The sequence below is a fragment of the Ideonella livida genome, assembly GCF_010499455.1.
Lineage (GTDB): Bacteria > Pseudomonadota > Gammaproteobacteria > Burkholderiales > Burkholderiaceae_C > Ideonella > Ideonella livida.
This window is the reverse complement of sequence record NZ_JAAGOH010000052.1, coordinates 1-26,744: the sequence shown is the minus strand read 5'-3', so window position 1 is coordinate 26,744 and position 26,744 is coordinate 1. Positions and strand designations below refer to the sequence as shown.

The following is a 26,744-nucleotide window of genomic DNA, read 5'->3' as shown; positions in this document are numbered from 1 at the left end:
AGGAAGGTCAGCCACACAAAGGCCCAGCGCGAGAGCTCCTCGCTCACCGTGATGCCCGAGTTGAACGCGTAGCGCAGCACCACGTTGCCAAACACCAGCACCACCATCACCGCCAGCAGGCCCACCATCAACTGCTCGATGAGCCAGGCCCCGCGGGTCAGCAGCTTGTCCGTCATGGTCTGTGTCTCCTTTGTTCTTGTTGAGGGTTGCGGGGCGGTGCGCGGCGTTCAGGCCCGCAGCAGGCCGCGCGCGGCCAGGTTGGCCATGAAGGCGCGCAGGCCGAAGGTCCAGGGCGCGGCCTGCTCGGAGAGGGTCACGCGGTTGTGCAGGCCGCCCAGCCAGCGGCTCTGGATGCTCACGCGGTCGCCCAGGTGGTGGGTAAAGCCGCCGCCGGGCTGGTCGCGGTCCTCGATGGGGGCGAACAGCGTGCCCAGGAACAGCATGAAGCCGTCCGGATACTGGTGGGCCGCCAGCGTCTGGGCCACCAGGTCGGTGGGGTCGCGGCTGATGCTGGCCATGGTGTTGATGCCCTTGAGCACGAAGCCGTCCGGACCCTCCACGCGCAGGTCCACCGTCTCCTGGCGCACCTGGTCCAGGGTGAAGCCCTCGTCGAACAGCCGGATGAAGGGGCCGATGGCGCAGGAGGCGTTGTTGTCCTTGGCCTTGCCCAGCAGCAGGGCGCTGCGGCCCTCGATGTCGCGCAGGTTCACGTCGTTGCCCAGCGCGGCGCCCACGATGTCACCCCGGCTGCTCACGGCCAGCACCACCTCGGGCTCGGGGTTGTTCCAGGCCGAGTCGGCGCGGATGCCGATGTCCTGCCCGCAGCCCACCGAGGCCAGCACCGGCGCCTTGGTGAAGACCTCGGCGTCCTTGCCGATGCCCACCTCCAGGTACTGGGACCACAGCCCCTTCTCCTGCAGCAGGGCCTTGAGGGCCATCGCCTGCTCGGAGCCGGGGCGGATGTCGGACAGGCGCTCGCCGATCAGGGCCGTGACCTGGGCGCGCAGGCCCTGGGCGCGGCTGGCGTCACCCCGGGCCTGCTCCTCAATCACCCGCTCGATCAGGCTGGTGGCGAAGGTCACGCCGCAGGCCTTGACCACCTGCAGGTCGCAGGGCGCCAGCAGCACCGGCTGCGAGGTGTCGGCCGCGCCCTGCAGGCCGGCCAGGCTGGCGGCCACCAGCGACGCCACGCTGCACAACCGGGTGCCCGCGGTGGCGCGCACCGCGGCGGCGGGCTGCGGCGTCTCCAGCAGCGCGCTCATGGTGGGGAAGGTGGCACTCAGGTCGAACACGCCGTCGGCGCGCAGCGCCACCACGGCCGGGCCGCCTGGGTGGCCGGCGGTGGCGGGCAGCTGCACGCGCCCCACCAGGGTGCCGGTCAGGCCATCGGCGGGCAGCACGTTCAGTGCGGACAGGGCGGACAGGCTGACGCCAGCCTCGGCCCCGGCGGGGGCCGCTGCATTCGGGTTCATGGATGAGGTTCCTGCGGTGGAAGGGTGGGGTTCAGTGGTTGTGACGCGGCGTCACTTCCGAGATGCGGCGGTAGTCCAGCGCAAAGTCCAGCGTGGCGCCGTCGGCCAGCTGGCCGGTCTTCTCGCGGTAGAGCTGCTCCCAGGGCGAGTGGCTGCGCGGCACCGGCGGCGGCGGCAGCTCGCGCTGGCGCCGGGCGATCTCCTCGGGCGCCACCAGGGCGTCGCAGCGGCCGGCGTTCAGGTCCACCCGGATCACATCGCCGGTCTGCAGCCAGCTCAGGCCGCCGCCCACGGCGCTCTCGGGCGAGACGTTGAGGATGCTGGGGCTGTCGGCGGTGCCGCTCTGGCGGCCGTCGCCCAGCGTGGGCAGGGTGTGGATGCCACGCTGGATGAGCGCATCGGGCGGCTGCATGTTGACCACCTCCGCCGAGCCGGGCCAGCCGATCGGGCCGGCGCCGCGCATCACCAAGATGCAGTCCTCGTCAATGCCCAGGGCGGGGTCGTTGATGCGGTGGTGGTAGTCGTCCGAGCCGTCGAACACCACGGCACGGGCCTCGAAGATGCCTTCCTGGCCGGGCCGGCTCAGGTAGCGGTCGCGGAAGCGCTGCGAGATGACCGAGGTCTTCAGGATGCCGAAGTCAAACAGATTGCCCTTGAGCAGCAGGAAGCCGGCCTTCTCCAGCAGCGGCGCGTCAAAGCGGCGGATCATCTCGCGGTCGCGGGTCTCGCGGCCTTCCAGGTTCTCGGCCATGGTGCGGCCGGTCACGGTGAGGCAGCCGCCGTGCAGCTTGCCGGCGGCTTGCAGCTCCCACATCAGCGCCGGCACGCCGCCGGCACGGTGAAAGCGCTCGCCCAGGAACTGGCCGGCGGGCTGCATGTTCAGCAGCAGCGGCAGGTCGTAGGCGTGCTCGGTCCAGTCTTCGGGGCGCAGGTCCACGCCGGCGTGGCGCGCCATGGCCATGATGTGGACCTGGGCGTTGGAGGAGCCGCCGGCGCAGCTGATCACCGACAGGGCGTTGAGGAAACTCTCGCGGGTGAGGATGCGCGAAGGGCGCAGGTCCTCATAAGCCATGTCCACGATGCGCCGGCCCGTCTCGTAGGCCATCTGGCCGCGCTCGCGGTAGGGCGCGGGGATGGCGGCGCAGCCCGGCAGCGACAGGCCCAGGGCCTCGGCCACCGCGTTCATGGTGCTGGCCGTGCCCATGGTGTTGCAGTGGCCCACCGAGGGCGCGCTGCTGCAGGCGCGCTGCAAGAACTCTTCTTCGTCGATCTCACCCGCCGCCAGCAGGCGGCGGCTGCGCCACACCACCGTGCCCGAGCCCACCAGCTCGCCCTCGTGCCAGCCGTCCAGCATGGGGCCGCCCGAGAGCACGATGGCCGGAATGTCCACGGTGGACGCGGCCATCACGCCGGCCGGCGTGGTCTTGTCGCAGCCGGTGGTGAGCACCACCGCGTCAATGGGGTAGCCGTAGAGGATCTCCACCAGGCCCAGGTAGGCCAGGTTGCGGTCCAGCGCCGCGGTGGGGCGGCGGCAGTTCTCAAAGATCGGGTGGACCGGGAACTCCATCGGGATGCCGCCGGCGTCGCGGATGCCGTCGCGCACCCGCTTGGCCAGCTCCAGATGGACCCGGTTGCAGGGCGACAGGTCGCTACCCGTCTGCGCAATGCCGATGATGGGCCGACCCGAGCGCAGCTCCTCGGGCGTGATGCCGTAGTTCATGAAGCGCTCCAGGTAGAGCGCGGTCATGTCGGAGCGGTGGGGGTCGGCAAACCACTCGCGGGAGCGGAAGGGACGGCGGGGCTGGCGAGTGGTCATGGTCGGTCGAACGCTTACTTGCCGGCCCGGGCCTTGGCCAGTTCGGCCTGGATCTCGGTCACGGTGTCTTCGCCAAACTCCTTGGCGTACTTGGCCACCACCGGCTGCAGCTTGGCGCGCAGCTTGGCGTGCTCGGCCGCGGGCAGCTCGGTCACCTGCAGGCCGGCCTTCTTCAGCTCGCCCAGGGCCTTCTCGTTGAAGGCGCGAATGGTCTTGCGCTCGAACAGGGTGGCCTCACGCGCGGCTTCCTGCACGATCTTCTGCTCCTGCGGGCTCAGGCTGTCCCAGGTCTTCTTGCTCATCAGCAGCACCCAGGTGCTGTAGATGTGGCGCGACAGGACCAGGTGCTTCTGCACCTCGTAGAACTTGCTGGCCAGGATCAGGCCGACCGGGTTCTCCTGCCCGTCGACCGCGCCTTGCTCCATGGCCGAATACAGCTCGGTGAAGGGCATGGGCGTGGCGTTGGCGCCCAGGGCATTGAAGGTGTCCAGGTACAGCGGGCTCTGGATGACACGCATCTTCAGGCCGGCCAGGTCCTAGGCCTTGGTGATGGGCCGCTTGTTATTGGTGATGTGGCGGAAGCCGTTTTCCCAGTAGCCCAGGCCCACCAGGCCCTTCTCGGGCAGTCGGGCCAGCAGGCTCTGGCCAAAGTGGCCGTCCAGCACCGCGTCGGCCTCCTGCTCGTTCTGGAAGGTCAAGGGCATGCTGATGGCGCCGAAGTTGCGCACCATCGACATCAGGGTGGAGACCTCGGGCACGGTCATCTCCTGCGTGCCGCCACGCAGGGCCGCGGTCATGGTCACGTCGTTGCCCAGGGAGCCGCTGGCAAAGAGCTTGGCCTTGAGCTTGCCGCCGCTCTTGGCGGCCAGCTGCTCGCCAAAGTACTTCACGGCCATGCCCTGCGGATGGTCCTCGCTCAGGCCGATGCCGACCTTGAAGGTGCGCTCGCTGATCTGGGCGCTGGCGGGGGCCGACAGCAGGGCCAGCACGGACGCGGCCACCAAGGCCAAGGCTTTCAATTTCATGTATGTCTCCTGCGTGGATTTGACCGTACTGCCTGAGCCCTTCGGCCCGGTCATGCCCTTTGGATATTGGGTTCAGCGCGAGCGGGATGCTAGATTCCGACCCCGGTGAGGTCCACTCACTCTTTCGCCCCAACCCATTCCATTTGGTGATGACTTTCGCCTCCGATCCGGGTAAACCCTTGAGCTTGGCGCATGCCTGCGCCCGGCTGCGCTTCCGCCATCTGCAGTTTCTGGACGCCCTGGGCCAGACCCGCAACTTGCGCCTGGCGGCCGAGCGCCTGCACATCACCCAGCCCGCCGCCACCAAGGTGCTGGCCGACATCGAGGAGATCCTGGGCACCCGCCTGTTCGACCGCCTCTCGCGCGGGGTGCGGCCCAATGAGCTGGGCCTGTTCACCCTGCGCTACGCCAGCGACGTGCTGGGCGGCCAGCGCAAGTTTGTGGAGGAGTTCAACGCCCTGCGTGCCGGGGGTCACGGCCACCTCACGCTGGGCGGCATCTCGGGCTCGGCCGCCGACCTGCTGCCCGCCGCGGTGGCGGAGATGCAGCGGCAGCGCCCCCTGCTGGTGCTGCAGATCTTCGAGCAGAGCAGCAACCAGTTGGCCCAGTGGCTGGCCGAACGCAAGATCGAGGTGATGGTGGGCCGCCTGACCGACCCCGACCAGCCCGCCCACTTTGACTATGAGCGGCTGATGGGTGAGCGGCTGCATGTGGTGGGCGGCCCCCACCACCCGCTGCGCCTGACGCAGGCGGTGGAGGCGCGGGAGCTGGCCAACTGGCCCTGGATCCTCTACCCGCCCGGCACCGCCATCCGCAAGGTGTCGGACGACATCTTCGAGCGCGCCGGCCTGCTGCCCACCTCGGGCGTGGTGGAAACGCCCTCGTTCCTGTTCTCCATGGAACTGATGCAGGCCACCCCCATGCTGACACTGGCCCCGGCCGCCTTGGCCGACAAGTACGTCAGCAAGGGCCTGCTCTCACGCATCCCCACCGACCTGCCGGTGCGCATGCCCGACTACGGCGTGGTCACCCGCCTGGGCGAAACCCCCAGCCCCGCCGCGCAGGCTTTCATCCAGGTGCTGCGGGAGCAGGCCAAGCGGTTTGATGCGGGGCATTGAGGGCCAGGCCCCGGTGGGCTGAGCGTCAGGCCAAGGCCTCGCGGGTGCTGACCCCCTCCACCAGCCGCGCCAGGCCCAAGGGGTTGGCGTTCTGCAGCGCCGGGGGCAGCAGCGCATCCGGCAGGTTCTGGTAGCACACCGGGCGCAGGAAGCGGTCAATGGCCAGGGTGCCCACCGAGGTGCCACGTGCATCGGACGTGGCCGGGTAAGGGCCGCCGTGCACCATGGCGTCGCACACCTCCACGCCGGTGGGGTAGCCGTTGACCAGCACGCGGCCGGCCTTGCGGGCCAGCAGGGCCACCAGGTCGGCGCAGGCGGCCAGTTCGTCGGGCTCGCCGATCAGGGTGGCGGTGAGCTGGCCGCGCAGGGCGGCCAGGGCCTGCAGCAGCTCGGCACGGTCGGCCACTTCCACCACCACGGTGGCAGGGCCGAAGACTTCTTCTTGCAGGTGCGCATCGCCCTGCAGCAGCAGGCGGGCCTCGGCCTGGAAGACCTGCGGGGCCGCCAGGCCACCGGTGCTGTCGGCGCCGCACAGGCGGGTGATCCCAGGCACGGCCAGCAGGGCCTGCACGCCGTGGCAGTAGCTGCCAAAGGTGCCGCGGTTGAGCATGGTTTGCGGGGTGGCCTCGGCCATGCGCTGGCACAGCGCGGCCACAAAGGCGCTGAACTCAGGCGACCTGACGCCCAGCACCAGGCCGGGGTTGGTGCAAAACTGGCCCACGCCCAGCGTGACCGAGGCGGCCAGCTCCTGCGCCACCTGGGCACCCCGCGCCTGCAGCGCGCCGGGCAGCACCACCACCGGGTTGATGCTGCTCATCTCGGCAAACACCGGGATGGGGTCGGGCCGCGCCGCGGCCAGGTCGCACAGCGCCCGCCCGCCGCGCAGCGAGCCGGTGAAGCCCACCGCCTGGATGGCCGGGTGCTGCACCAACCACTCGCCCACGCCGCCGCCGTAGACCATGCTGAACACGCCGTCGGGCATGCCGGTGCGCTCGGCCGCACGGTGGATGGCCTCGGCCACGGCCTCTGCCGTGGCCATGTGGCCGCTGTGCGCCTTCACCACCACGGGGCAGCCGGCGGCCAGGGCAGCGGCGGTGTCACCGCCGGCGGTGGAGAAGGCCAGCGGGAAATTGCTGGCGCCAAACACGCCCACCGGGCCCACGCCCAGGCGGCATTGGCGCAGGTCGGGCCGAGGCAGCGGGCTGCGCTGCGGCAGGGCGCGGTCAATGCGGGCCGCCAGAAAGTCGCCCCGGCGCAGCACAGTGGCAAACAAGCGCATCTGGCCACTGGTGCGGGCGCGCTCGCCGCGCAGGCGGGCCTCGGGCAGCGCGGTCTCGCGGCCCACGGTGGCGATGAAGTCGTCGCCCAATGCGTCCAGCTCGTCGGCGATGGTGTCCAGAAAGCCAGCGCGCACAGCCGGCGCCAGCGTGCTGAAGGTGGGGAATACGGCCTGCGCCAGGCGGCAGGCGGCGTCCACCTCCTCGCGGGTGGCCTGGAAGAAGGGGCCGGGCAGCGGCTCGCCGGTGCGGGCGTCCACGCTGTGCAGCGTGACGGTGCCCAGGGCGCTGCGCGACTTGCCAATGTGGTTATGGCCGTAGAAGGGGTGCGTCATGGCGAAATCCTGAAGGCGGCCAGCCCCACGGCGCCGCCCCCGGGCCCATCCACAGGAGCCGCACCCCGTGGGGGCAGGCAGGCGCGGCGGATTCTAGAAACCGCCTCCTGCCCCTGACCAATCAAGAATTGGGCTCAAGCCATCACCAAAAGTGCATGTCCAGCCGCTCAGGCGGTCTCGCCCGGGCCCAGTGCGTCCATCAGCTCCACCAACAGTCCCTTGAGCGCCGCGGCCTTGTCCGCGGCAAAGCCCACCTGCGCCAGCACCTGCCGTGGCACGCAGGCACAACGCGCCTGCAGGGCCTGACCGGCCGGGGTCAGGTGCACCTCGACCACCCGCTCGTCCTGCACCCGGCGCAGCCGCGTCACCAGCCCCTGTTGCTCCAGTCGCTTGAGCAGCGGCGTCAGCGTGTTGGTGTTGAGCAGCGCCCGCTGGCCAATGTGGCCCACGGTGCAGGGCGCCTGCTCCCACAGGATCATCAGCACGATGTACTGCGGATAGGTCAGCCCCAGCGGCTCCAGCAGGGGCTGGTAAAGCCGCGTGACCAAACGCGCCGTGGCATACAGCGGAAAGCACAGCTGCCGGTCCAGTTGCAGCCACGCCGCGGCATCAGGGGCGGAGCCAGGGCCGGCGCTCGGGACCGGTGAGCCCCCCGTGCCCGCGGCCCGGCGTGCCGGATCCGCCATGTCAGGCCAGCCCCAGGGCGCGGCGGATGTGCGGCTCCAACGCCTCGGGCTTGGTGATGGGCGCAAAGCGGCGCAGCGGTTGCCCGTCCCGGCCGATCAGAAACTTGGTGAAGTTCCACTTCACCCGTCCCCCCAGCCAGCCCGGCAGGCGCGACTTGAGCCACACGAACAGCGGATGTGCCCCCGCCCCGTTGACCTCCACCTTCTCGAACATCGGGAAGCTCACCCCATAGTGGATGAGGCAGCTGCCCTCAATGGTGCTGGCGTCGCCCGGCTCCTGGTTGCCGAACTGGTTGCACGGAAAACCCAGGATCACCAGACCCTGGTCCGCGTACTTCTGGTGGAGCGCTTCCAGGCCTGCGTACTGCGGCGTAAAGCCGCACTTGCTGGCCGTGTTGACCACCAGAACGACCTTGCCGCGGTACTCGGCCAAGGGCACGGGCTGGCCGCGCAGGCTGCGGGCACTGTGGGAAAAGAAATCGGTCATGCCAACGGTCCTCCAGAGGCGATGCGGATTGAACACCTATTGCGTTGCAAAAAACTATATCGCATGCGATTTATTTGCAGACCTACCGGGACATGCAGCTGCCCGCGAGCAAGATGACCGTGCCGGCTGAGGCCAGCGCACCACGCTTGCGGCCCCTGCCGCGGGTGCCGCACGTCACCGCTTCCCGACGCAGCACCGCTGAGGTTTACGGTATGGTTCCCTCTCGTCACGCTGCCGCCTATGCCCCACCACCACTACGCCACGCCTCTGCTGGACTTTTTGCACGCCGACCCCGCGGCGGTACTGGGCACCTTGGTCGCCAAGTCCGCCTTTGACGTGGCACGGGAACAGCGCGACGCCTGGTCGGCACAGATTCGCTGCTGGCAGGAGGTGTTGCGGTCCTTGCAAGATTTGCTCGACCCTTGCGCCCCTCACACCACGCCAGGCCTGTTGTGCTTCGAGTTTGTGCTGCCTCGCCTGGGTCGGCGCATCGACAACGTGCTGATCTGGGGGGACCGGGTTTGGGTGCTGGAATTTAAGGTGGGCGCCACCAGCGGCAGCGCCGCAGCACTGGACCAGGTGTGGGACTACGCGCTGGACCTCAAGAATTTCCACGCCCCCTCACATGACCTGCCTTTGGTGCCGGTGCTGGTGCCCACACAGGCGACCTCGCACCCCTGGCGTTGGGACTGGGCGCCAGACCAGGTGGCTCGCCCGCTGGTGGTGGCCCCGGGCGATTTGGCCACCTTGTTGCGAGAGGCCTTGAGCCGGCCCCAAGGGCCCGCGGTCGATGCCCAAGCCTGGCTGGATGGCCGCTACCAGCCCACCCCCACCATCGTCGAGGCGGCCCGGGCCCTCTACGCCGGCCACAGCGTGCACGAGATCTCGCGAAGCGGCGCTGAAGGGGTCAACCTCAGCGTGACCGCCAGCGCTCTGGAGCATTGGATTGCCCGTGCGCAAGCCGAACACCTCAAAGTGCTGTGTTTGGTCACGGGTGTGCCGGGTGCCGGCAAGACCTTGGTCGGTTTGGACATCGCCAACCGCCACCGAGAGGCCGACAGCACGCTCTACAGCGTCTTTCTGTCTGGCAACGACCCCTTGGTCAACATCTTGCGCGAGGCGCTGACGCGTGACCAAGTCGCCCGGGCCCGCGAGCGGGGCGCCAAACAAACCAAGACCCACGCCCGCCAAGCCGTGGAGTCGTTCATTCAAAACGTGCGCCACTTTCGTGACGACGGCCTGCGCAGCGCCGAGGCGCCTTTGGAACATGTCACGGTGTTTGACGAGGCCCAGCGGGCCTGGAACCAGGAGCAGACGCGCAAGTTCATGACCACCAAGCGCGCGCAAGCGAGCTTTGACCAGAGTGAACCCGCCTTTTTGTTGGCTTGCATGGACCGGCACGCCGATTGGGCGGTGGTCATCGGGCTGGTGGGCGGCGGGCAGGAGATCAATACCGGTGAGGCCGGCATCCGCGCGTGGATCGAAGCCTTGCGTGATGAGCGACCCGACTGGCACCTGGTCATGCCCGCCCAACTTCAAGCCGAGGAGTACGGCGCCACCGACCTGGTGGAAACGATGCGGCACCTACCTCGGGTCCACTGGCAAGAAGAACTGCATCTGCGCACCTCCATGCGCGCCTTTCGGGCCAACGGCGTGTCGGAATGGGTCCGCCAGGTGCTGCAAGCCGAGGTGGACGCGGCCAGCGCCCTCCTGTCCAAAGTGCAGCCGCACTTTCCCATCGTGCTCACCCGCAGCTTGCCGCGTGCCAAGCGCTGGCTGCGGGCCCAAGCCCGTGGCAGCGAACGGGTGGGGCTGGTGGTCTCGTCCCAGGCCCAACGCCTGCGCCCGCATGCCATTGATGTGCGCGTGCGCATTGACCCCGTGCCATGGTTCTTGAACGACCGTGACGACGTGCGCTCTTCTGACTTTCTGGAGGATGCAGCCACCGAGTTTCAAGTCCAAGGTCTGGAGTTGGACTGGACGGCCGTGGTGTGGGATGCCGACTTTCGGCGCGGCCCCCGAGGCTGGGAACACTGGTCGTTTGTCAGCGATCGCTGGCAACGCATTCATCATCCCGACCGCCAGCAGTACCTGAAGAACGCGTACCGGGTATTGCTCACCCGCGCGCGTCAAGGCATGGTCATCGTGGTGCCCGAGGGCCATGCCGAGGACCCTACACGACAGGCGGCGTTCTACGACCCGTTGTTCCAGTACCTGGCCAAATTGGGCTTGCCCGTCCTGTCGCCCTAGGCCGGCACGCCCCTCTCCCCGCCCCAGAGCCCAGCCCCACCTACCCCCACCCCCAAGCAGCTTCAGCCCAAGGGCTGGCGGGTGCCTGCCAAATCATCACCATGAGCGATGGCGCCGCGCCTGCTCGGGGCTTGTGGTCTACAGACATTTCCACGAAGATGGAATGATGGAAGATCAAGATGTCATCAAGGCGCTGGCCGCCCTGGCCCAGACCCACCGTCTCAAGGCCTTCCGGGCTTTGGTGGTGGCCGGGCCGGCCGGGCTGACGCCCGGGGTGCTGGCCGAGCGGCTGGGCATCCCGGCCAACACGCTGTCCTTTCACCTCAAGGAACTCACCCACGCCGGCCTGGTCGGTGCCACGCGGGAGAGTCGTCATCTGATCTACCGGGTGGATTTCACCCGGGTCCAGGCCCTGCTGGCCACCCTGATGGCCGACTGCTGCGCCGGCGACGGCAGCTGCATGCCGGCCCTGGCCCCCACCCTTGATGCAGCCTCGTGCTGCGGGAGTCTCACATGAAGCGCTTCCATGTCCACCTGCATGTGCAGGACCTGAACGCCAGCATCACCTTCTACAGCCGGCTCTTTGGCGCCGAGCCCACCCGCGTGGAGGCCGACTACGCCAAATGGATGCTGGAGGATCCGCGGGTGAACTTCGCCATCTCCACCCGCGGCCAGGCCACGGGCATTGACCACCTGGGCTTTCAGGCGGAGACGCCCGACGAACTGGCCGAGTTGAAGGCCCGCGCCGAGGCGGCGGACGCGCCGCTGCTGGACGAAGGCGCGACCACCTGCTGCTATGCGCGCAGCGAAAAGCATTGGGTGACCGACCCTCAGGGCATGGCCTGGGAGCACTACCTGACGCTGGACAGCATTGCGGTGTTCTCTGAACAGACCGGGGCCGCGGCCCCGGCGGGCGCCAACACCTCCTCGGCCTGCTGCGCGCCGCGCCAAGCGCCAGGGGCCGCGCCTACGACGGTCCGGGGCAAACCCATCGGCATCGCCGTCAAGTCCAGCGGCGGCTGCTGCTGACCCACTGGCCGCAGGCACCGGCCAAGCCGTGGGCCCATCAGGCCACCACGCAGCGGGCGCGGCCCGTGGCCTTGGCCCGGTACATGGCCTGGTCGGCGCGGTCGATGGCCTGATCCAGGGGTTCATCCGGATCCACCGCCACCAGGCCGGCCGAGAAGCTCACGCACAGGCCTTTGGGCATTTCTGCCGCACCAGCAGCGCCGGCCAGTTGCTCCTGCAGGCGGTTGAGCACCCCCAGGGCGTCCTCGGCGCTGGTGTGGGGCAGCAACACCAGAAACTCCTCGCCCCCCCAGCGCGCCAGCAGGTCATGGCCGCGCAGGCCCTGTTGAGCCAGGCGAGAGAAGGCGCGCAGCACTTCGTCGCCCACGGCATGGCCGTGGTGGTCATTGACAGCCTTGAAGAGGTCAATGTCCAACAGGGCCAGGGCCAGCGGCGCGCCGTTGCGCCGGTGCAGAGACTGCTGCGCGCGCAGCAGTTCGGTCATGTGCCGGCGGTTGTGGGTGCGGGTCAGCTCGTCGCGGGTGGCCAGCTCCTCCAGCCGCGCCAGGGCCGCCTGCAGCTCCGCCTGCTGTTGGCGCAGCCGTGTGGTCATGCGGGTGATGCGGTGGGCCAGCACGGCGATCAGGGGCATGACCAAGGCGGCGTAGGCCAGGTTGGAGGCCTGCACCCGCCAGTCATGGCGCTCCGGCCAGAGGTGCAGGCTCAGCGCCATGGTGGCCGCCAGCAGCATCAGGGTGCCCCCCACCAGGCGCCAGACCTGCCGGGGACGCATCATGAACATGGAATAGACGATGTGGCTGGCCATGACCACCTGCAGCCCGCCGGCCGCCGGACCAATGGCCGCATAGGACGGAAACATCAGGGCCACGCCAAACAGCAGCTGGGTACGGGCCAGACCCGGATCCCGCCCGGTGCGCACCCAGCCCCGGCGCACCACCACCCAGAACACGACATGGGTCAGCACGGTCACCAGCCCCAGGGCCCCCGCCACCGGTCGCGGCATCAGACCCGTGCGCACCTGCAGGTGAACGATGAGGCCGTAGACCAGGTAGGTGGCCATGGACAGCAGCAGTGCCCCCATCTGCTCGCGCACCTCGGGGTCGGTGCCGAGCAGGCGCGCCCAGGGGCGCGGCCGGGCCACGCCGGTGGACGGCCCTAAGGGCGCCGAGGGCTCACCGGTTGCCGCGAACCCCTCCAGGGGCGGCCCAGTGTGTTTGGAGTACTGCATATGTCTGTCACACCTTGGCTTTGGGCTGGGGTGCTGCAAGAAGCGTAGCAGCCGACTGGGGGCCCCGCCATGAGGGCTATCGACGGGGGATGCGCCGGCTTGAGACAACGCCGCGCCAGTGGGACACATCCAGCCGGCTATGCCGACAGAAGGCCGCGGGATGCTGACGCCAGCGCACTCCCAGGTCCGCGCGGCCGCTGCGGCAAGGCCGTGGACCGCACACCAAGGGATTCCCCATGCGATCGTCTACCCGGTGTGGGAGGGGGGAACGTCAAAACTTCTATTTTTTAGAAGCTAAAGTTAATTTCACTCTGCTTTTTTAATTACTCCACAGCGGCGACAGTCAGGGCTCCTGTCCCCCACGGGACGCCTTTGACCGGAGCCTCCCACCATGCACAGCTATCCCCGCAACAGCCCTGAAGCCGCCGCCCGCCTGGTGGCCCTGGCCCTGATCGCCGACGGCCATGTGTGCCGCCGGGAAACCGACGCCCTGGCCCAGATGCACGCCGAAGCGCAGTTGGGCCTGCCGCCGGGCAGCCTGCCGCAGGCCTTGCGCACCTTGTGCGAGGACCTGGTGCTGGGCACCCGTTCCGGGGGCTCGGTGCTGGCGGCGATCGATGAGCCGATGCTGGCCGCCCTGATGGCTGAAGTGGACGACCCCGGCCTGCGACGCCGGGTGATTTCGGCGGTGGCCGCCGCAGCCGATGCCGATGGCCACCTGGCCGAGGGTGAGCTGCGGGTGCTGGGCGCGCTGATGCGGGCCTGGGGCCCCGGGGCCGCCAGCCACCTCAGGCAGACGGCCCACTGACCGACGCGTGTGGCCCGCGCCGCCGGGCCAGCCACGCCACGGCGGCGCGCCCGGCGCCCTGGGACCAGGCCTCCAGCGTGCGGGCGGAGGCCCAACCCGCCAGAGCGCTCAGCGCCAGCACCATGCCCAGCGCTGGCAGGTAGTGCCAGGACGCGCGCGGTGCAGCCACGGGCCACAGCAGGGCCACCGTGTCCAAGAGGAAGAAGTGGAACAGGTAAATGCTGTAGGACCACCGGCCCAGCGCCCGCAGCGGTGCCCAGGCCCAGCCGCGTTGCAGCGTCCAGGCCAAGCCCGCCGCCAGCATGAAGACCTGCAGCCAGAAGAAGGGACGGGTCAGCAGGCCCATGGCCTTGCCTGCAAAGGCCAGGCCCAACCACACCGCCAACATCGGCAGCAGCCGACGCCAGGCCGCCCGGCGCTGCCCCGGGGGCTGTTGCAACAGGGCAAACAGGGCCATGCCCACCGCAAAGACCGGCAGCTGCGTGAGCAGGCTGTAATAGAGGAAACGCTCCCCCTGCGGCGTGTCCAGCACGGGGCGCAAGGCCACCATCGCCGCGGTGCCCACCAGGTAGGCCGCCAGCGCCAGGGCCAGGCGCGCCTGCGGCGTCTGCCACCGCATCACCAGCCAGGGAAAGAGCAGGTAGAAGCACATCTCCACCCCGATGCTCCAGCCACCGGGCACAGCCAGGTTGATGGCGTGGACAGAGAAGGGATGCAGGAACAGGGCGGTCAGCACCAGATCCAGCGGCCCCACCTCGCCCAGGTGGCCCGTCTGCCACGCGCGCAGGCCGTTGTAGAACACCATCGCCAACCAGAACAAGGGGGCGATGCGGAAGAAGCGTCTTAGGTAGAAGCGCGCAGCAGCCTGCGGCTCCCCCTGACGCTGCACCCACATGTGGCACATGGTCCAGGCGCTGATCAGGAAGAACAGCTGCACCCCGGCGTTGCCCAGGCTGGCCACCGTGGTCAAGGCCGCAGGCAAGCCGAAGGGAATGGAGACATGGAAGGCGACGACCATGAAGATGGCCACACCGCGCAGCATGTCCAGGCTGTCCAGGCGTTGGGGAGCGGGAGAGGGTGACAGGGCAGTTGGCATGGTGCGGGGCACTCGCGGCGGCAGCGGACCGGGCGACCCCGCCCGGTGGGGCGGTATTGGAACAGGAGGCGGGCGACGCCGCAGGGGTTCAGCCCCCCCCCTGGCGCGCCGCGTGCAACACCTGCTGCACCAGCGGATGGTGCAGGCCGCGGCGCGAGCGGATGGCGTGCACCTCGTCCACCAGGTCTTCGCTGCGGCCCAGGTGGACCAGCCCTGGCATGGTGGCCACCTCGGCCCGCCCCAGGGCGGACACCGGAAATGCGCCCAGTCCCTGGGCGGCGAACAGGCTCATCAAGGCACTGTCCTCGAACTCGCCGGCGATGCGGGGCGCCAGGCGCCGGGCCTCCAGCCAGCGCTCCACCCGCCCGCGCAGGGCGGCATGGGCGGTGGGCAGCAGCAAGGGCAGGGCCCCCAGGCAGGCCGGAAAGGGCTGACCGGCCACGCCGGCGGCCAGCCCCTCCGGGGCATACCAGTCCACCGGGGCCACGGCCAGGCGCTCGCTGCTCAGCCGCAGGCTGGTGTTGGCCGCCGGCGCCTGGCAGGCCAGCACCAAGTCCAGCCTGTGCAAGGCCAGCTCACCTTGCAGCTGCTCCAGCTCCCCCTCATGGCACAGCAGGCGCAGGCCGGGCGTGCCCAGCACCGGCTGCAGCAACGCATGCGCCGCCTGCTTGGACAGGCCATCCGACAAGCCCACGGCCAGCCGGGCGCCCTGGCCCGAGGCGGCTGCGGCCACTTCCTCAGGAATCAACTCGCCGAGCTGGAAGATCTCCTCGGCCCGGGCCAGCACCGCGCGGCCGGCGTCGGTCACGGCGATGCCGCGCCCCTCGGGCTTGAGCAGCTGGTGGCCCAGCGCCTGCTCCAGCGCCCGCACCTGCACGCTGATGGTCTGGATCGCCATGTCCAGCCGCTCGGCGGCCCGCGCAAAGCCGCCCTCCTTGGCCACGACCCAGAAGTAGTAGAGATGGCGGTAGTTCAAGTTGGACATGGTGTTGCCGACATCGGGTCGGTGGACGGGGCTCAGACCGGGCTGCTTCCGGGAGAGGCGGGGCGGACAGTCATTTTTACTTCGCTTTTGACGAAGTAGAACTCAGCTTAACGCTGCTCGCGCCGCCCCGGGAGCGGCAGGGATGATCACCCCACCATTTCCCTCCTTAGCAGGACTGACACCATGGAACTCCTCAATACCCTCTGGCTGGGCATGCCCGTCTGGATATGGCTCAGCTTCATCGGCACGGTGCTGCTCATCCTGGCCTTCGACCTGGGCGTCATGCACCGCCAATCGCATGAGATCGGCGTCAGGGAGAGCCTGAAGATGTCCGCGCTCTACATCGGCCTGGGCCTGGCCTGGGCGGGCGCGGTGTTCGCCATCTACCTGCACCAGCCGGCGGCCGGGGCGATGGACCCGCAGCTGGCCGGGGCGGCCAGCGCCACGGATCGGGCCTGGACCGCGGTCGAGCTCTACCTCACCGGCTACCTGGTGGAGAAGACGCTGGCCCTGGACAACGTGTTCATCATCTCGTTGATCTTTGGCTACTTCGCCGTGCCGCGTGAGCACCAGCACCGGGTGCTGTTCTGGGGCATCCTGGGGGTGATCGTGCTGCGGGCCCTGATGATAGGCCTGGGCGCCACCCTGGTGCAGGAAGTGAGCTGGATCATGTATGTCTTCGGCGCCATCCTGCTGGTCACCGGCATCAAGATGCTGGTGATGGTGGACCAGGAGCCCGACATCGCCAACAACCCGGTGCTGCGCCTGATGCGCCGCCACCTGCGGGTGACCGAGCAGGCGCACGGCCAGGCCTTCCTGGTGCGCCAGCCGCATCCGGTCACCGGCCGGCCGGTGCTGTGGGCTACCCCGCTGCTGCTGTGCCTGGTGCTGGTGGAAGTGGCTGACCTGGTGTTCGCCATCGACTCGGTGCCGGCCATCTTCGCCATCACCCCAGACGCCTTCATCGTCTACACCAGCAACATCTTCGCCATCCTGGGCCTGCGGGCGCTGTACTTCGCCCTGGCCGCCATCGTGCACCGCTTCCACTACCTGAAGTACGCGCTGTCGGCGGTGCTGGTGTTCATCGGCGCCAAGATCTTCCTGGGCGACTGGCTGTTTGACGGCAAGGTGCCCGCCAGCATCAGCCTGGGCGTGACCGCCGCCCTGCTGGCCGCCGGCATCGGCTGGTCGCTGTGGAAGACGCGTGGCGGGGCCACCGTCGAGGCCCGATGACCTAAGCTTGGGGCGATGACCCTCGGACCTGCCCCCTTGGCCATCGCCCATCCCCCCGTGCTGGACCCGCGCTGGGCGCTTTTTCTTCAGGTGGCCCAGGCCGGCAGCCTGAGCAAGGCCGCCCTGGCGCTGGACCAGCCCCAGAGCCTGGTGAGCCGACAGATCACCGCGCTGGAACAGGCCTGCGGCGAGCGCCTCTTCCATCGCACCGGTCGCGGGGTGGTGCTCACCGCGCTGGGTGAGCAGCTGCTCAGCCGTGTCGAGCGCCTGCAGCGCGAGGCTGACGGGCTGGCCGACGAGATCCGCAACGCCCGCGGCACGCCCAGCGGCGAAGTGCGGGTCGGCCTGCTGCCCAGCGCCGTCCGCCGCTTTGGCGGCCCGCTGGCCAAGGCGGTGCGACAGCAGCTGCCCGGTGTGCGCCTGCACCTGGCCGAGGGCGCCAGCACCCCGCTGGAGGAACTGCTGCAGCTGGGCCGGCTGGACATGGCGGTGGTGCTGCGTGAGGCCGACGACGCCACCGAGGCCCTGCACGCTGGCGTGGCCCCGCCCGCCCCGGGCGAAGAGCCAGTGCTCGCCACCCTGGCGCTACAGCTGACGGGCCCCTGTGGCGATCCGCTGCTGGCCAGCGGGCAGGTGCCCCTGGCCGCCCTGGCGGGCGTGCCCCTGGTGGTGCCGGCCCGCCCCCACCTGCTGCGCGCCCGGCTGGACGCCCTGGCCCAGCACCACGGCCTGGACCTGCGCGTGGCGTTGGAGGCCGATTCGGTACAGCTGCAGCTGGAGGTGGTGGCCGCGGGTGGCGGTTATGCCATCGCCTCCGCCCTGCCCGGCCAGGCCGACGCCCGCCTGGCCTGGGCCCGCATCGTCCAACCCACGCTCATCCGCCGGGTGGTGCTGGCCGAGAGCCTGCGCCGGCCGCAGACCGGGGCCACCCGGGCGGTGCGCCGCTTGCTCTGCGCCCTGGCTGAGCCCTGAGCACTGCCGCCGCCCAGCCATCCACATCGTGGATAGCTGCTTTGCCGGCGCCGCAGTTCCCGCCACGCGGGCCGCTTCCTATCGTGCAGCCATCCCCACCCGATGCCTGCACCCACTGTGAACGCCCTCGTCCCCACCCTGTTCCTGACCGACGCCGACGTGGCCGCCCTGGCCGACTGGCCCGCCGCCGTGGCCGCCCTGGCCCAGGCCTACGCCCAGGCGGTGCCTGCGCAGAGCGTGCCGCCCCGCAGCATGGCCCGGGCCGACGGCCTGTGGCTGCGCGGCCTGACCGCGATCTCGCCACGGCACGGCGCCGGCAGCGGCCACCTGGGCTGCAAACTGATTGCCGCCTCGCCCCGGGCGCGCTGCGCCAGCTACCTCATCAGCCTGTTTGACCCGGAGACGATGGCGCTGACCGCGCTGATCGACGGCAACCGCGTCACCGGCCTGCGCACCGCCGCCACCGCCGCCGTGGCCGCCCGCCACCTGGCCCCGGCCGGGCCGCTGGACCTGGCCGTGCTGGGCAGCGGCTTTGAGGCCCAAGGCGCGCTGGACTGCCTGCTGGCCGATGCCCGCCGGCAAGGCCGTGCCGTGGGCCGCGTGCGGGTCTACAGCCCCACCCCCGCCAGGCGCGAGGCCCTGGCCGCCCACGCCGCCGCCCAGGGGGTGGCGGCCCGGGCCTGCGCCAGCGGCCAGGACGCCGTGGCTGGCGCCACGCTGGTGCTGTGCGCCACCCGCAGCCGCGACGAAACCCCCGTGCTCCAGGGTGACTGGCTGGCCCCGGGCGCCACCGTGCTCTCGCTGGGCTCCACCCTGCCCGAGCAGCGTGAGGTGGATGTGTCCACCCTGGCCCGCGCCACCACCGTGGTGGCCGACATGCCCGAGGAAGTGCTGCACGACACCGGTGACGCCCTGGCCGCCGTGGCCGCCGGGGTGCCCCTGGCCAGCCGTCTGCTGCCGCTGCATGCGGTGGTGTCGGGCCAGGCGCCAGCCCGCCACCACCCGCACGACATCACCGTCTACAAGTCCGTCGGCTCCGCCCTGCAGGACGTGGTGATGGCCGAAATGCTGCTGGCCCGCGCCCGCCAAGCCGGCCGCGGCACACCGCTGCCGGTGGGCATCGTGCCAGTGGCCAAGTAAAGCCCCGCCCACCCGCGGCCCGCTTCCCCCATCGCTCCTGCGGCCTGGCCACCGGCCACGCCGCCGGCCTCCCCACGCCTGCACCAAGCCCCACCCCACCATGACCCTGCCCCGCCTGCCCCGCTCCGCCGCCCGTGACTGGGCCCGTGAACACCTCACCGGCTGCTCCGCCGTCACCATCCCCAGCTACAGCGCCGACCTGACGCGCCTGAACGAGCGCGGTATCCGCCACGACATCGAGCACACCATCGCCCTGGGCTACAGCTACACCCTGCTGTGCAGCGAAGTGGCCATCACCCCGGAGGAAAACGCCCAGTTCACCGCCTGGGCGCGGGACACCGCCGGCCGCCGCCTGGGCCTGTTCTTCCATGCCGCCTTTGGCACCCTGGCCGAGAACATCCGCGCCGTGCAGCTGGCCGAGCAGGCCGGCGCCGACGTGGTGCTGCTGAGCTACCCGCCGCAGTTCTGGCCCACCACCGAGCAGGAGATCTACGACTACACCCGCGCCTTCTGCGAGGCCACCCGCCTGCCGGTGATGCTGTTCCCCATCCCGCTGTGGGGCTTTGAGCGGGTACACCCGGCCGGCATGTCGGTGGCACTGGTGCGCCGCCTGCTGCAGGACTGCCCCAACATCGCCGCCATCAAGTCGGAACAGGGCTTTCCGCTGCCCGCCGGGCTGTGCGAGATGTACCACCACTTCCGCCACGACGTGGTCATCAGCTGCCCCATTGAGGGCGATGCCATCCCGCTGATGAGCCTGATGGACCTGCCCTTCTCGGGCACCAGCAACACCGCCTGGATGAGCGACTACTACCCCCGCGCCTTCGCCCTGGCCCGCGCCGGCCGCTGGGAGGAGGCCATGGCCCTGTACTGGCAGGTCAACCCCGCACGCAACGCCAACGGCGCGGCCGCGCAGAGCTACGCCGGCGGCACCGGCGTGCTCAACCGCAGCATGTGGAAGTACCAGGACTGGCTGGCCGGCTTCAACGGCGGCCCGCTGCGCGCCCCGGCCATGCGCGTGCCTGACCGCTTTATGAAGTCCCTGCGCCAGGGCCTGGTGGCCTCGGGCCTGCCCGTCACGGCGGACCCCGACAGCGCCTTCATGACCGGCCGCCACCCCTGCTGAACCCGGAGCCCCCCATGTCACGCACCCTGCTCCAAGACCCTGGCCTCTGGAAGGAGGCCGCGCTGATTGGCGGCCAATGGCGCACCGCCACGCCGCACGGCCACAGCCCCCTGATCAACCCGGCCGATGGCGCCGTGCTGGCCCAGTTGCCCCGCTGCCAAGAGGCCGAAACCACCGAGGCCATCAACGCCGCCCAGGCCGCCTGGGGCCCGTGGCGGCGCACGCCAGCCCGGCAACGTGCCGCCCTGCTGCAGCGCTGGCACGAGCTGATCACGGCCCACCGCGAAGACCTGGCCACCCTCATCACCCTGGAAGAGGGCAAGCCCCTGGCCGAGGCCCGCGCCGAGGTGGACTACGCCAACGGCTTTGTGCGCTGGTTTGCCGAAGAAGCCCAGCGCGTGCGCGGTGACCTCATCCCCGCCGGGCAGGACAGCCAGCGCCTGCTGGCCCTGCGCCGGCCGGTGGGCGTGTGCGCCGCCATCACACCCTGGAACTTCCCGGCCGCCATGGTCACCCGCAAGGCCGCCCCAGCCCTGGCCGCCGGCTGCACCGTGGTGGTCAAGCCCGCCAGCCAGACCCCGCTCACCGCCCTGGCCCTGGGCGAGTTGGCCCACCGCGCCGGCCTGCCGGCCGGGGTCTACAACGTGCTCACCGGGGCCGATACCGGCCGCATCGGCGGGGTGCTCACCCGCCACCCCGCCGTGCGCAAGCTCACCTTCACCGGCTCCACCGAGGTGGGCCGCCTGCTGCTGCGCCAGTCCGCCGACACGGTCAAGAAATGCTCGATGGAGCTGGGCGGCAACGCCGCGCTCATCGTGCTGGACGACGCCGACCCCGACCGCGCCGTCGAAGGCATCCTGCACGCCAAATTCCGCAACACCGGGCAGAGCTGCATTGCCGCCAACCGGGTGCTGGTGCAGGCCCCACTGCACGACACCCTGGCCCGGCGCCTGGCCGAGCGCTGCCGTGCGCTGCGCGTGGGACCGGGCCTGGAGCCCGGCGTGCAGATCGGCCCGCTGATTGACGACGCCGCCGTGCAACGGCTGGAAGCCCTGCTGGCCGAGGCGGTGGCCGGCGGCGCCACCGTGCTGGCGGGCGGGCGCCGCCATGCCCTGGGCGGCCGGTTCTTTGAGCCCACCGTGGTGGCCGGCGTGCGGCCCGACATGCAGCTGGCGCGGGAGGAGGTCTTTGGCCCGGTGCTGCCGCTGCTGCGCTTTGAGCAAGACGACGAGGCCATCGCCCTGGCCAATGACACCGAGTTCGGCCTGGCCGCCTACCTCTTCAGCCGCGACGCCGCCCGCATCTGGCGCACCGCCGAGGCGCTGGAGACCGGCATGGTGGGCGTGAACACCGGCCTCATCTCCAATGAGGTGGCGCCCTTTGGCGGCGTCAAGCAAAGCGGCCTGGGCCGGGAAGGCTCGCACCTGGGCATGGCCGAGTACCTGGAGACCCAGTACGTCTGCTGGGACGGGCTGGCTCCGGCAGCGTGACCCCCGGTGCCGCAACCGCCGCAACGGACCCGGCACAACGCACCCGGCACAACGCACCAGACACCACGAAAACGGAGACACCCCCCATGCACCCAACACGCCTGACGCTTCCCGTCCCAGGGCCACAGTCCGGTGCCCTTGCATCGTCGGGGCGCCGCCGCTGGCTACGCCATTCGCTGGCCCTGCTGGGCGCCGCCGCGCTGGCCGCCAGCGGCCTGCTGCCCGCCCCAGCCCTGGCGCAGACACCTGTCCAAGACGGCACGCTGCGCCTGATCGTGCCCTTCCCCGCCGGTGGCATCACCGACGCCGCGGCCCGCGCCCTGGCTGAGCGCCTGGGCCCCGCCCTGGGCCAGACCGTGGTGGTGGAGAACCGGCCCGGCGCCGGCTCCCGCTTGGGCGTGCAGGCGGTGATGCAGGCGGCGCCTGACGGCCGCACCCTGCTGTTCACCAACACCAGCTACAGCATCCTGCCCATCGTGGAGCCCGCCAGCCGGCTCCACCCGCTGACCGACCTGCAGCCCCTGGGCATGACCGGCCGCTACGGCCTGTTCGTGGCGGTGCAGCCGCAGCTGCCGGTCAAGACCCTGGGCGAGCTGGTGCAGCACCTGCGGCAACACCCCGGGCGGGTGAGCTACGGCAGCGCCGGCCATGGCAGCGGCACCCACTTTGCAGTGGCCCAGCTGGAGTCGCTCACCGGGACGGAACTCAACCATGTGCCCTACAAGTCCACGGCCGCGGCCCTCAATGACGTGGCCGGCGGCCAGGTGGACCTGACGCTGGACGCCGGCGCCCATGTGCTGGCCCGCTCCGGCAAGGTGCGGGTGCTGGCCACCACCGCACCCCGGCGCAGCCCCCTCATGCCCGAAGTGCCCACCGTGGCCGAGGCCGGCCTGCCCGGCTTCACCCAGTCGTCCTGGGTGGGCCTGTTCGCCCCCGCCGCCACCCCGGCCCCGGTGCTGGCCCGCCTGCGCCAGGCCCTGCAGCGCTGCCAGGCCGACCCCGCCATGGCGCCGCGCCTGGAAGCCCTGGGCCTGGTGCCCGAGCCCGGCGACACGGCCACGCTGCAACAGGCGCTCAAGGACGACAGCGCGCTCTACCGCCGCATCGCGCGTGAGGGCCGCCTGCAGTTCGATTGAGCCCGACCCAACCCGCCACCCACCGTTGCCCAGGAGCCCCCATGATCCAGATGCTGGCCGCCATCTGCCGCCGCCCCGGCATGACCCATGCCGAGTTCATCGCCTACATCCAGCACCGCCACGCCGCCCTCTCACGCGAGCAGCCGGTGCGCCTGCGCCGCTATGTGCAGCACCATGTGCTGGACGCCGCCTACGGCCGCCTGGGCGAGCCCACCCACCCGCCCGCCCAGGTGCTGGCCCGCGACTCGGTGACCGAGCTGACCTGGGACCACGCCGCCGACATGGTGGCCACCTTCCAGCATGAGCATGTGCGCACCCGCGTGGGCCCGGACGGCGCCCTGTTCGCCGACATGAGCCGTTCGCTCAGCCTGGTGGCCGAGCCCCTGGAGCAACCCGTGCCCCACCCGGGCTGGGGCGGCGCCAAGGTGCTGCACGTGCTCTTTGCCGCGCCCGAGGTGAGCCTGCCGGACTTTGTGGCGCGCTGGGAAGCCGCCCACCGCCATGCCCTGGCCCAGGCCCCGCAGGCCGCGGCCGCCCTGCGCCGCACCGTGCACCAGCGCCAGCTGCCCGAGTTCAACCCCATGCTGGCCTACTTTGGCGGCCTGCCCGAACACCCCGAGGGCGTGGCCAGCCACTGGTTCGACACCCCCGCCCACCTGGGCGCGTTCCGCGCTTATGAAGCGGCCTTCCAGGCCTTCAACGACGTCCCTGGCCAGCGGTTCTTCGACCCCAGCCGCAGCTTTCAGCTCCATGCCACCGAATGGCTGGTGCTGGAGCGGACGGAGCGCTGAGGCGCCACACCCCGCGGGAAATGGGACAGGAGCGGGTGAGCGCGCAAGGCCCGACCCGCCTGCATGGCGCTGCAGGTCACGTGACACGGACGGGCCCGCTACAGTGGGACCTGTCCCCGACCCGCAGCCTGGCCTTCGCGGCCAGCCCTGGCCATGCCCGCCCCTGCCCCTTCCGCCCAACTGCCCGCCGCGCCCTCTACCGAACACGCCCCGCCCCCAGAGGCCCCCGGCGGCCTGACCGCCACCGTGGCGCAGCGCCTGCTGGAGCAGCTGGTGCGCAGCGCCGCGCCGCGGGGTGAACGCCTCAAAGAGCAGGCCCTGGCCGATGCGTTGGGCGTCTCGCGCTCGCCCATCCGCAAGGCGCTGCAGTACCTGGAGACCCTGGGCGCCGTGCGCTCCGAGCCCAACCGGGGGTTTCAGCTCGCGATGGAAAGCGCCGAGCTGCGCACCCTGAGCATCGACGACGGTGACTCGGACGAAGCGGTGTACATGCGCATCGTCGAAGACCGCCTGGCCAACGCGATTGGCGAGGAGGTGTCCGAGGCCGAGCTGATGGACCGCCACAGCTGGAGCCGCCTGCAGGTGCAGCGCGCCCTCAACCGCCTGGCCCGTGAAGGCCTGGCCGAGCGCAAACCCGGCCGCGGCTGGTTGTTCCGGCCGGTGCTGCAAACCGTGGAAGCCCACCGCGCCAGTTACCGCTTCCGCATGATCATCGAGCCCGCCGCGCTGTTGGAGCCCAGCTTCAAGGTGGACAAGGCGGCCTTTGACCGCGTGCGGCGCACCCAGCACCAACTGCTGGACGGCGGCATCGAGCGCTGGACCGCCGCCGAGCGCTTTGCCGCCGGCGCCGAGTTCCATGAAGCCCTGGTGGCCTGCGCCCACAACCCTTTCATCCTCGATGCGCTGCGCAGCGTGAACCAACAGCGCCGCATCTTGGAGTACCACAGCCACACCCACGCCGTACAAGACCACACCCGCCTGACCCGCCAGTGCCAAGAGCACCTGGCCTTGCTGGACCTGCTGGAAGCTGGCGAGCGCATGGAGGCCGCGCACCAGCTGCGCCAGCACCTGGACGTGGTGCGGGTCATCAAAACCCACGAAGAGCCACCCACGCTGACGACCCCGGCCACCGCGGCCACACCCGCGCTGCCGGCGGGCCCGCGCATCGAGGTCCATCTGTAGCGCCCCAAACCATCGCCACGTCGGCGGCTTTTTGTATTAACTGTTGCCTTGATGCAATCTTGTCTTTAAACTTTCAGACATGGCGCCGGATGCGCCGTGTTCTGGAAACCTCTTGGAGACAAGCATGAAGATCCTCGTCCTGCCCGGTGACGGCATCGGCCCTGAAATCGTGAGCGCCGCCGTGGGCGTGCTGGAGGCGGCCAACGCCCAGTTCGGCCTGGGCCTGTCTTTCGACTTTGATGACGTGGGCTTCACCAGCTTGGCCCAGCACGGCACCACGCTGCGCCAGGAGACCCTGGACAAGGCGCGCGGCTACGACGGCATCATCCTGGGCACCCAGTCGCATGCCGACTACCCGGCGCCCGAGCAGGGCGGCCGCAACGTGTCGGCGGGTTTCCGCATCGGGCTGGACCTGTACGCCAACGTGCGCCCGGCGCGCACCCGGCCCTTCCTGGAATCGAACATGAAGCCGGGCAAGTCCATGGACCTGGTCATCATGCGCGAGGCCACCGAGGGCTTCTACCCCGACCGCAACATGAGCCGCGGCTGGGGCGAGGTGATGCCCAGCCCCGACATGGCGCTGTCCACCCGCAAGATCACCCGCCACTGCAGCGAGCGCATCGCCCGCCGCGCCTTCGAGCTGGCCATGACCCGCCGCAAGAAGGTGACGGCCATCCACAAGGCCAACAGCTTCCACATGACCGACGGGCTGTTCCTGGAGGCCGTGCGCCATGTGGCCAAGGACTTCCCCGAGGTCGAGCTGAACGACCTGCTGGTGGACGCCAGCACCGCCCACCTGGTGCGCAGCCCCGAGCGTTTTGACGTGCTGGTGGCCACCAACTTCTACGGCGACATCCTTTCCGACCTGGCCAGCGAACTCAGCGGCAGCCTGGGCCTGGCCGGCTCGGTCATGGCCTCGGACACCCACTGCTGCGCCCAGGCCCAGCACGGCTCGGCCCCCGACATCCAAGGCCAGGACAAGGCCAACCCGGTCTCCATGATCCTCTCCGTGGCCATGCTGGTGCAGTGGATGGGCCAGCACCACGGCGTGCCCGCGCTGCGCGCTGCGGGCGACGCCATGCACGCTGCCGTGGACCGCGTGCTGGAGAACCCCGCCACCCGCACCGCCGACCTGGGCGGCACGCTGGGCTGCAAGGCTTTCGGCGCTGCCGTGGCCGCCGCCCTCGCGGCCTGACCGCCAGGGGACGCCCATGCTGCTGCTTGGCTGCATCGCCGATGACTTCACCGGCGCCACCGATCTGGCCAACAACCTGGTGCGCGCCGGCATGCGCGTGGTGCAGACCATCGGCGTCCCCGGCGCCGAGGACGGCCCACCGCCCGCCGACGCCCAGGCGGTGGTCATCGCCCTCAAATCCCGCACCGTGCCCGCCGCCCAGGCGGTGGCCAGCGCGCTGCAGGCCCTGGCCTGGCTGCGCGCCCACGGCGCGGCGCAGATCTACTTCAAGGTCTGCTCCACCTTTGATTCCACCGACCACGGCAACATCGGCCCGGTGGCCGAGGCCCTGGCCGATGCGCTGCAAGCCCCGGTGGTGCCGGTGTGCCCGGCCTTCCCCGAGGCCGGCCGCACTGTGTTCAAGGGCCACCTCTTCGTGGGCGACCTGCTGCTGAGCGACAGCCCCATGCGGCACCACCCGCTCACCCCCATGGCCGACGCCCACCTCGTGCGCGTGCTGCAACGCCAGAGCCGGGGCGCCGTGGGCGGGGTCACGCACGACGCGCTGCGCCAGGGCCCGGCCGCCGTGCGGCAGCGCTTGGACGCCCTGGCCGCCGCCGGCACCCGCCTGGCCGTGGTCGATGCCATCGACAACGCCGACCTGCTCACTCTGGGCCAGGCCGCCGTCGGCCTGCCGCTGCTGGTGGCCGGCTCGGGCGTGGCCATCGGCCTGCCGCCCACGCACGGGCTGGCGCCCAGCGCCCAAGCCGCCGCGCTGCCGGCCACACCGGGGCCACGGGCCATCGTCTCGGGCAGCTGCTCGGCGGCCACCAATGCGCAGGTGGCGCACTGCCTGGCACACGGCGGCGCCGGCTTCCAGATCGACCC

At 70.5% G+C, this 26,744-nt stretch carries 24 protein-coding genes and 1 pseudogene; 15 read left to right on the top strand and 10 right to left on the bottom strand.

What is annotated here, in order from left to right; all coding sequences use genetic code 11:
* The 4 genes and pseudogenes from G3A44_RS22175 to G3A44_RS22160 all read right to left on the bottom strand — a co-directional run.
* Nucleotides 1-176, bottom strand: a 176-nt coding sequence (locus tag G3A44_RS22175; protein ID WP_163459936.1) for a TRAP transporter small permease, incomplete at its 3' end; no start/stop codon positions are given.
* A 51-nt stretch (nt 177-227) separates the two neighbouring features.
* Entirely contained in the window at nt 228-1,472 is a 1,245-nt protein-coding gene (locus tag G3A44_RS22170) for a fumarylacetoacetate hydrolase family protein (protein WP_239062046.1), read from the bottom strand.
* 31 nt (nt 1,473-1,503) lie between these two features.
* On the bottom strand, nt 1,504-3,288 hold the full coding sequence (locus G3A44_RS22165; protein ID WP_163459935.1) for an IlvD/Edd family dehydratase: 1,785 nt from the start codon (nt 3,286-3,288) through the stop codon (nt 1,504-1,506).
* A 14-nt stretch (nt 3,289-3,302) separates the two neighbouring features.
* Nucleotides 3,303-4,313 (bottom strand): annotated as a pseudogene (locus G3A44_RS22160) (TRAP transporter substrate-binding protein).
* A gap of 149 nt (nt 4,314-4,462) precedes the next feature.
* Between G3A44_RS22160 and G3A44_RS22155 the strand changes: the two are divergent.
* Nucleotides 4,463-5,431, top strand: coding sequence for a LysR substrate-binding domain-containing protein (locus G3A44_RS22155; protein WP_163459934.1), 969 nt, complete (start codon nt 4,463-4,465; stop codon nt 5,429-5,431).
* A gap of 25 nt (nt 5,432-5,456) precedes the next feature.
* Here G3A44_RS22155 and G3A44_RS22150 read toward each other — a convergent pair whose 3' ends face one another.
* The 3 genes from G3A44_RS22150 to G3A44_RS22140 form a co-directional block, all read right to left on the bottom strand.
* Nucleotides 5,457-7,043, bottom strand: coding sequence for an aldehyde dehydrogenase (NADP(+)) (locus tag G3A44_RS22150; protein WP_163459933.1), 1,587 nt, complete (start codon nt 7,041-7,043; stop codon nt 5,457-5,459).
* A 167-nt stretch (nt 7,044-7,210) separates the two neighbouring features.
* Nucleotides 7,211-7,729: a MarR family winged helix-turn-helix transcriptional regulator gene (locus G3A44_RS22145; RefSeq protein WP_163459932.1), complete on the bottom strand. Its 519-nt coding sequence runs from the start codon at nt 7,727-7,729 to the stop codon at nt 7,211-7,213.
* 1 nt (nt 7,730) lies between these two features.
* Nucleotides 7,731-8,216: a glutathione peroxidase gene (locus G3A44_RS22140; RefSeq protein ID WP_163459931.1), complete on the bottom strand. Its 486-nt coding sequence runs from the start codon at nt 8,214-8,216 to the stop codon at nt 7,731-7,733.
* Between the two features lie 240 nt (nt 8,217-8,456).
* Here G3A44_RS22140 and G3A44_RS22135 point away from each other — a divergent pair, with 240 nt between their 5' ends.
* The 3 genes from G3A44_RS22135 (at nt 8,457) to G3A44_RS22125 (ending at nt 11,495) form a co-directional block, all read left to right on the top strand.
* Nucleotides 8,457-10,466 carry a DUF2075 domain-containing protein gene (locus tag G3A44_RS22135; protein WP_163459930.1) on the top strand — a complete coding sequence of 670 codons (2,010 nt, stop codon included), beginning with the start codon at nt 8,457-8,459 and terminating at the stop codon, nt 10,464-10,466.
* Between the two features lie 166 nt (nt 10,467-10,632).
* Nucleotides 10,633-10,983, top strand: coding sequence for an ArsR/SmtB family transcription factor (locus G3A44_RS22130; protein WP_163459929.1), 351 nt, complete (start codon nt 10,633-10,635; stop codon nt 10,981-10,983).
* Complete coding sequence (locus G3A44_RS22125) at nt 10,980-11,495, top strand: ArsI/CadI family heavy metal resistance metalloenzyme (RefSeq protein ID WP_163459928.1); 516 nt, start codon at nt 10,980-10,982, stop codon at nt 11,493-11,495. The genes G3A44_RS22130 and G3A44_RS22125 overlap by 4 nt, the downstream gene beginning before the upstream one ends.
* 37 nt (nt 11,496-11,532) lie before the next feature.
* Here G3A44_RS22125 and G3A44_RS24215 read toward each other — a convergent pair whose 3' ends face one another.
* A complete protein-coding gene (locus G3A44_RS24215; RefSeq protein ID WP_163459927.1) occupies nt 11,533-12,636 on the bottom strand; it encodes a GGDEF domain-containing protein in 1,104 nt (367 codons plus the stop codon).
* A gap of 478 nt (nt 12,637-13,114) precedes the next feature.
* On the opposite strand from G3A44_RS24215, the gene G3A44_RS22115 reads away from it, so the two are divergent.
* On the top strand, nt 13,115-13,531 hold the full coding sequence (locus G3A44_RS22115) for a TerB family tellurite resistance protein (protein WP_163459926.1): 417 nt from the start codon (nt 13,115-13,117) through the stop codon (nt 13,529-13,531).
* Here G3A44_RS22115 and G3A44_RS22110 read toward each other — a convergent pair.
* Together G3A44_RS22110 and G3A44_RS22105 are read right to left on the bottom strand one after the other, a co-directional pair.
* The gene (locus G3A44_RS22110; protein WP_163459925.1) at nt 13,512-14,627 is read right to left on the bottom strand and encodes an acyltransferase family protein; all 1,116 of its coding nucleotides are present in this window, start codon (nt 14,625-14,627) and stop codon (nt 13,512-13,514) included. The two genes, G3A44_RS22115 and G3A44_RS22110, sit on opposite strands and share 20 nt — an antisense overlap.
* 88 nt (nt 14,628-14,715) lie before the next feature.
* On the bottom strand, nt 14,716-15,612 hold the full coding sequence (locus G3A44_RS22105; protein WP_163459924.1) for a LysR family transcriptional regulator: 897 nt from the start codon (nt 15,610-15,612) through the stop codon (nt 14,716-14,718).
* 183 nt (nt 15,613-15,795) lie between these two features.
* On the opposite strand from G3A44_RS22105, the gene G3A44_RS22100 reads away from it, so the two are divergent.
* From G3A44_RS22100 to otnK, 10 genes are all read left to right on the top strand, one after another.
* Complete coding sequence (locus tag G3A44_RS22100) at nt 15,796-16,845, top strand: TerC family protein (protein WP_163459923.1); 1,050 nt, start codon at nt 15,796-15,798, stop codon at nt 16,843-16,845.
* A 15-nt stretch (nt 16,846-16,860) separates the two neighbouring features.
* Nucleotides 16,861-17,817, top strand: coding sequence for a LysR substrate-binding domain-containing protein (locus G3A44_RS22095; RefSeq protein ID WP_163459922.1), 957 nt, complete (start codon nt 16,861-16,863; stop codon nt 17,815-17,817).
* A 102-nt stretch (nt 17,818-17,919) separates the two neighbouring features.
* Entirely contained in the window at nt 17,920-18,957 is a 1,038-nt protein-coding gene (locus G3A44_RS22090) for an ornithine cyclodeaminase family protein (protein WP_163459921.1), read from the top strand.
* A 100-nt stretch (nt 18,958-19,057) separates the two neighbouring features.
* A complete protein-coding gene (locus G3A44_RS22085) occupies nt 19,058-20,083 on the top strand; it encodes a dihydrodipicolinate synthase family protein (RefSeq protein WP_163459920.1) in 1,026 nt (341 codons plus the stop codon).
* A 14-nt stretch (nt 20,084-20,097) separates the two neighbouring features.
* Nucleotides 20,098-21,573: an NAD-dependent succinate-semialdehyde dehydrogenase gene (locus G3A44_RS22080; protein ID WP_163459919.1), complete on the top strand. Its 1,476-nt coding sequence runs from the start codon at nt 20,098-20,100 to the stop codon at nt 21,571-21,573.
* An 86-nt stretch (nt 21,574-21,659) separates the two neighbouring features.
* Complete coding sequence (locus G3A44_RS22075) at nt 21,660-22,709, top strand: tripartite tricarboxylate transporter substrate binding protein (protein ID WP_163459918.1); 1,050 nt, start codon at nt 21,660-21,662, stop codon at nt 22,707-22,709.
* Nucleotides 22,710-22,750: 41 nt separating this feature from the next.
* Entirely contained in the window at nt 22,751-23,500 is a 750-nt protein-coding gene (locus G3A44_RS22070) for an EthD domain-containing protein (RefSeq protein WP_163459917.1), read from the top strand.
* Between the two features lie 153 nt (nt 23,501-23,653).
* Nucleotides 23,654-24,682 carry a GntR family transcriptional regulator gene (locus G3A44_RS22065; RefSeq protein ID WP_163459916.1) on the top strand — a complete coding sequence of 343 codons (1,029 nt, stop codon included), beginning with the start codon at nt 23,654-23,656 and terminating at the stop codon, nt 24,680-24,682.
* Between the two features lie 124 nt (nt 24,683-24,806).
* On the top strand, nt 24,807-25,877 hold the full coding sequence (locus G3A44_RS22060; protein ID WP_163459915.1) for an isocitrate/isopropylmalate dehydrogenase family protein: 1,071 nt from the start codon (nt 24,807-24,809) through the stop codon (nt 25,875-25,877).
* Nucleotides 25,878-25,893: 16 nt separating this feature from the next.
* On the top strand, nt 25,894-26,744 hold an 851-nt coding region (otnK, locus tag G3A44_RS22055; RefSeq protein WP_163459914.1), incomplete at its 3' end, for a 3-oxo-tetronate kinase.

What these genes read in the sequence shown, in the direction of transcription:
- G3A44_RS22075 (WP_163459918.1), top strand. Translation starts at nt 21,660, where the DNA reads ATGCACCCAACACGCCTGACGCTTCCCGTCCCAGGGCCACAGTCCGGT.
- G3A44_RS22125 (WP_163459928.1), top strand. Translation starts at nt 10,980, where the DNA reads ATGAAGCGCTTCCATGTCCACCTGCATGTGCAGGACCTGAACGCCAGC.
- G3A44_RS22130 (WP_163459929.1), top strand. Translation starts at nt 10,633, where the DNA reads ATGGAAGATCAAGATGTCATCAAGGCGCTGGCCGCCCTGGCCCAGACC.
- G3A44_RS22150 (WP_163459933.1), bottom strand. Translation starts at nt 7,043, where the DNA reads ATGACGCACCCCTTCTACGGCCATAACCACATTGGCAAGTCGCGCAGC.
- G3A44_RS22135 (WP_163459930.1), top strand. Translation starts at nt 8,457, where the DNA reads ATGCCCCACCACCACTACGCCACGCCTCTGCTGGACTTTTTGCACGCC.
- G3A44_RS22145 (WP_163459932.1), bottom strand. Translation starts at nt 7,729, where the DNA reads ATGGCGGATCCGGCACGCCGGGCCGCGGGCACGGGGGGCTCACCGGTC.
- G3A44_RS22170 (WP_239062046.1), bottom strand. Translation starts at nt 1,472, where the DNA reads ATGAACCCGAATGCAGCGGCCCCCGCCGGGGCCGAGGCTGGCGTCAGC.
- G3A44_RS22095 (WP_163459922.1), top strand. Translation starts at nt 16,861, where the DNA reads ATGACCCTCGGACCTGCCCCCTTGGCCATCGCCCATCCCCCCGTGCTG.
- G3A44_RS22060 (WP_163459915.1), top strand. Translation starts at nt 24,807, where the DNA reads ATGAAGATCCTCGTCCTGCCCGGTGACGGCATCGGCCCTGAAATCGTG.
- G3A44_RS22085 (WP_163459920.1), top strand. Translation starts at nt 19,058, where the DNA reads ATGACCCTGCCCCGCCTGCCCCGCTCCGCCGCCCGTGACTGGGCCCGT.
- G3A44_RS22140 (WP_163459931.1), bottom strand. Translation starts at nt 8,216, where the DNA reads ATGACCGATTTCTTTTCCCACAGTGCCCGCAGCCTGCGCGGCCAGCCC.
- G3A44_RS22155 (WP_163459934.1), top strand. Translation starts at nt 4,463, where the DNA reads ATGACTTTCGCCTCCGATCCGGGTAAACCCTTGAGCTTGGCGCATGCC.
- G3A44_RS22080 (WP_163459919.1), top strand. Translation starts at nt 20,098, where the DNA reads ATGTCACGCACCCTGCTCCAAGACCCTGGCCTCTGGAAGGAGGCCGCG.
- G3A44_RS22110 (WP_163459925.1), bottom strand. Translation starts at nt 14,627, where the DNA reads ATGCCAACTGCCCTGTCACCCTCTCCCGCTCCCCAACGCCTGGACAGC.
- G3A44_RS22105 (WP_163459924.1), bottom strand. Translation starts at nt 15,612, where the DNA reads ATGTCCAACTTGAACTACCGCCATCTCTACTACTTCTGGGTCGTGGCC.
- G3A44_RS22070 (WP_163459917.1), top strand. Translation starts at nt 22,751, where the DNA reads ATGATCCAGATGCTGGCCGCCATCTGCCGCCGCCCCGGCATGACCCAT.
- G3A44_RS22100 (WP_163459923.1), top strand. Translation starts at nt 15,796, where the DNA reads ATGGAACTCCTCAATACCCTCTGGCTGGGCATGCCCGTCTGGATATGG.
- G3A44_RS22090 (WP_163459921.1), top strand. Translation starts at nt 17,920, where the DNA reads ATGCCTGCACCCACTGTGAACGCCCTCGTCCCCACCCTGTTCCTGACC.
- G3A44_RS22065 (WP_163459916.1), top strand. Translation starts at nt 23,654, where the DNA reads ATGCCCGCCCCTGCCCCTTCCGCCCAACTGCCCGCCGCGCCCTCTACC.
- G3A44_RS22165 (WP_163459935.1), bottom strand. Translation starts at nt 3,288, where the DNA reads ATGACCACTCGCCAGCCCCGCCGTCCCTTCCGCTCCCGCGAGTGGTTT.
- G3A44_RS22115 (WP_163459926.1), top strand. Translation starts at nt 13,115, where the DNA reads ATGCACAGCTATCCCCGCAACAGCCCTGAAGCCGCCGCCCGCCTGGTG.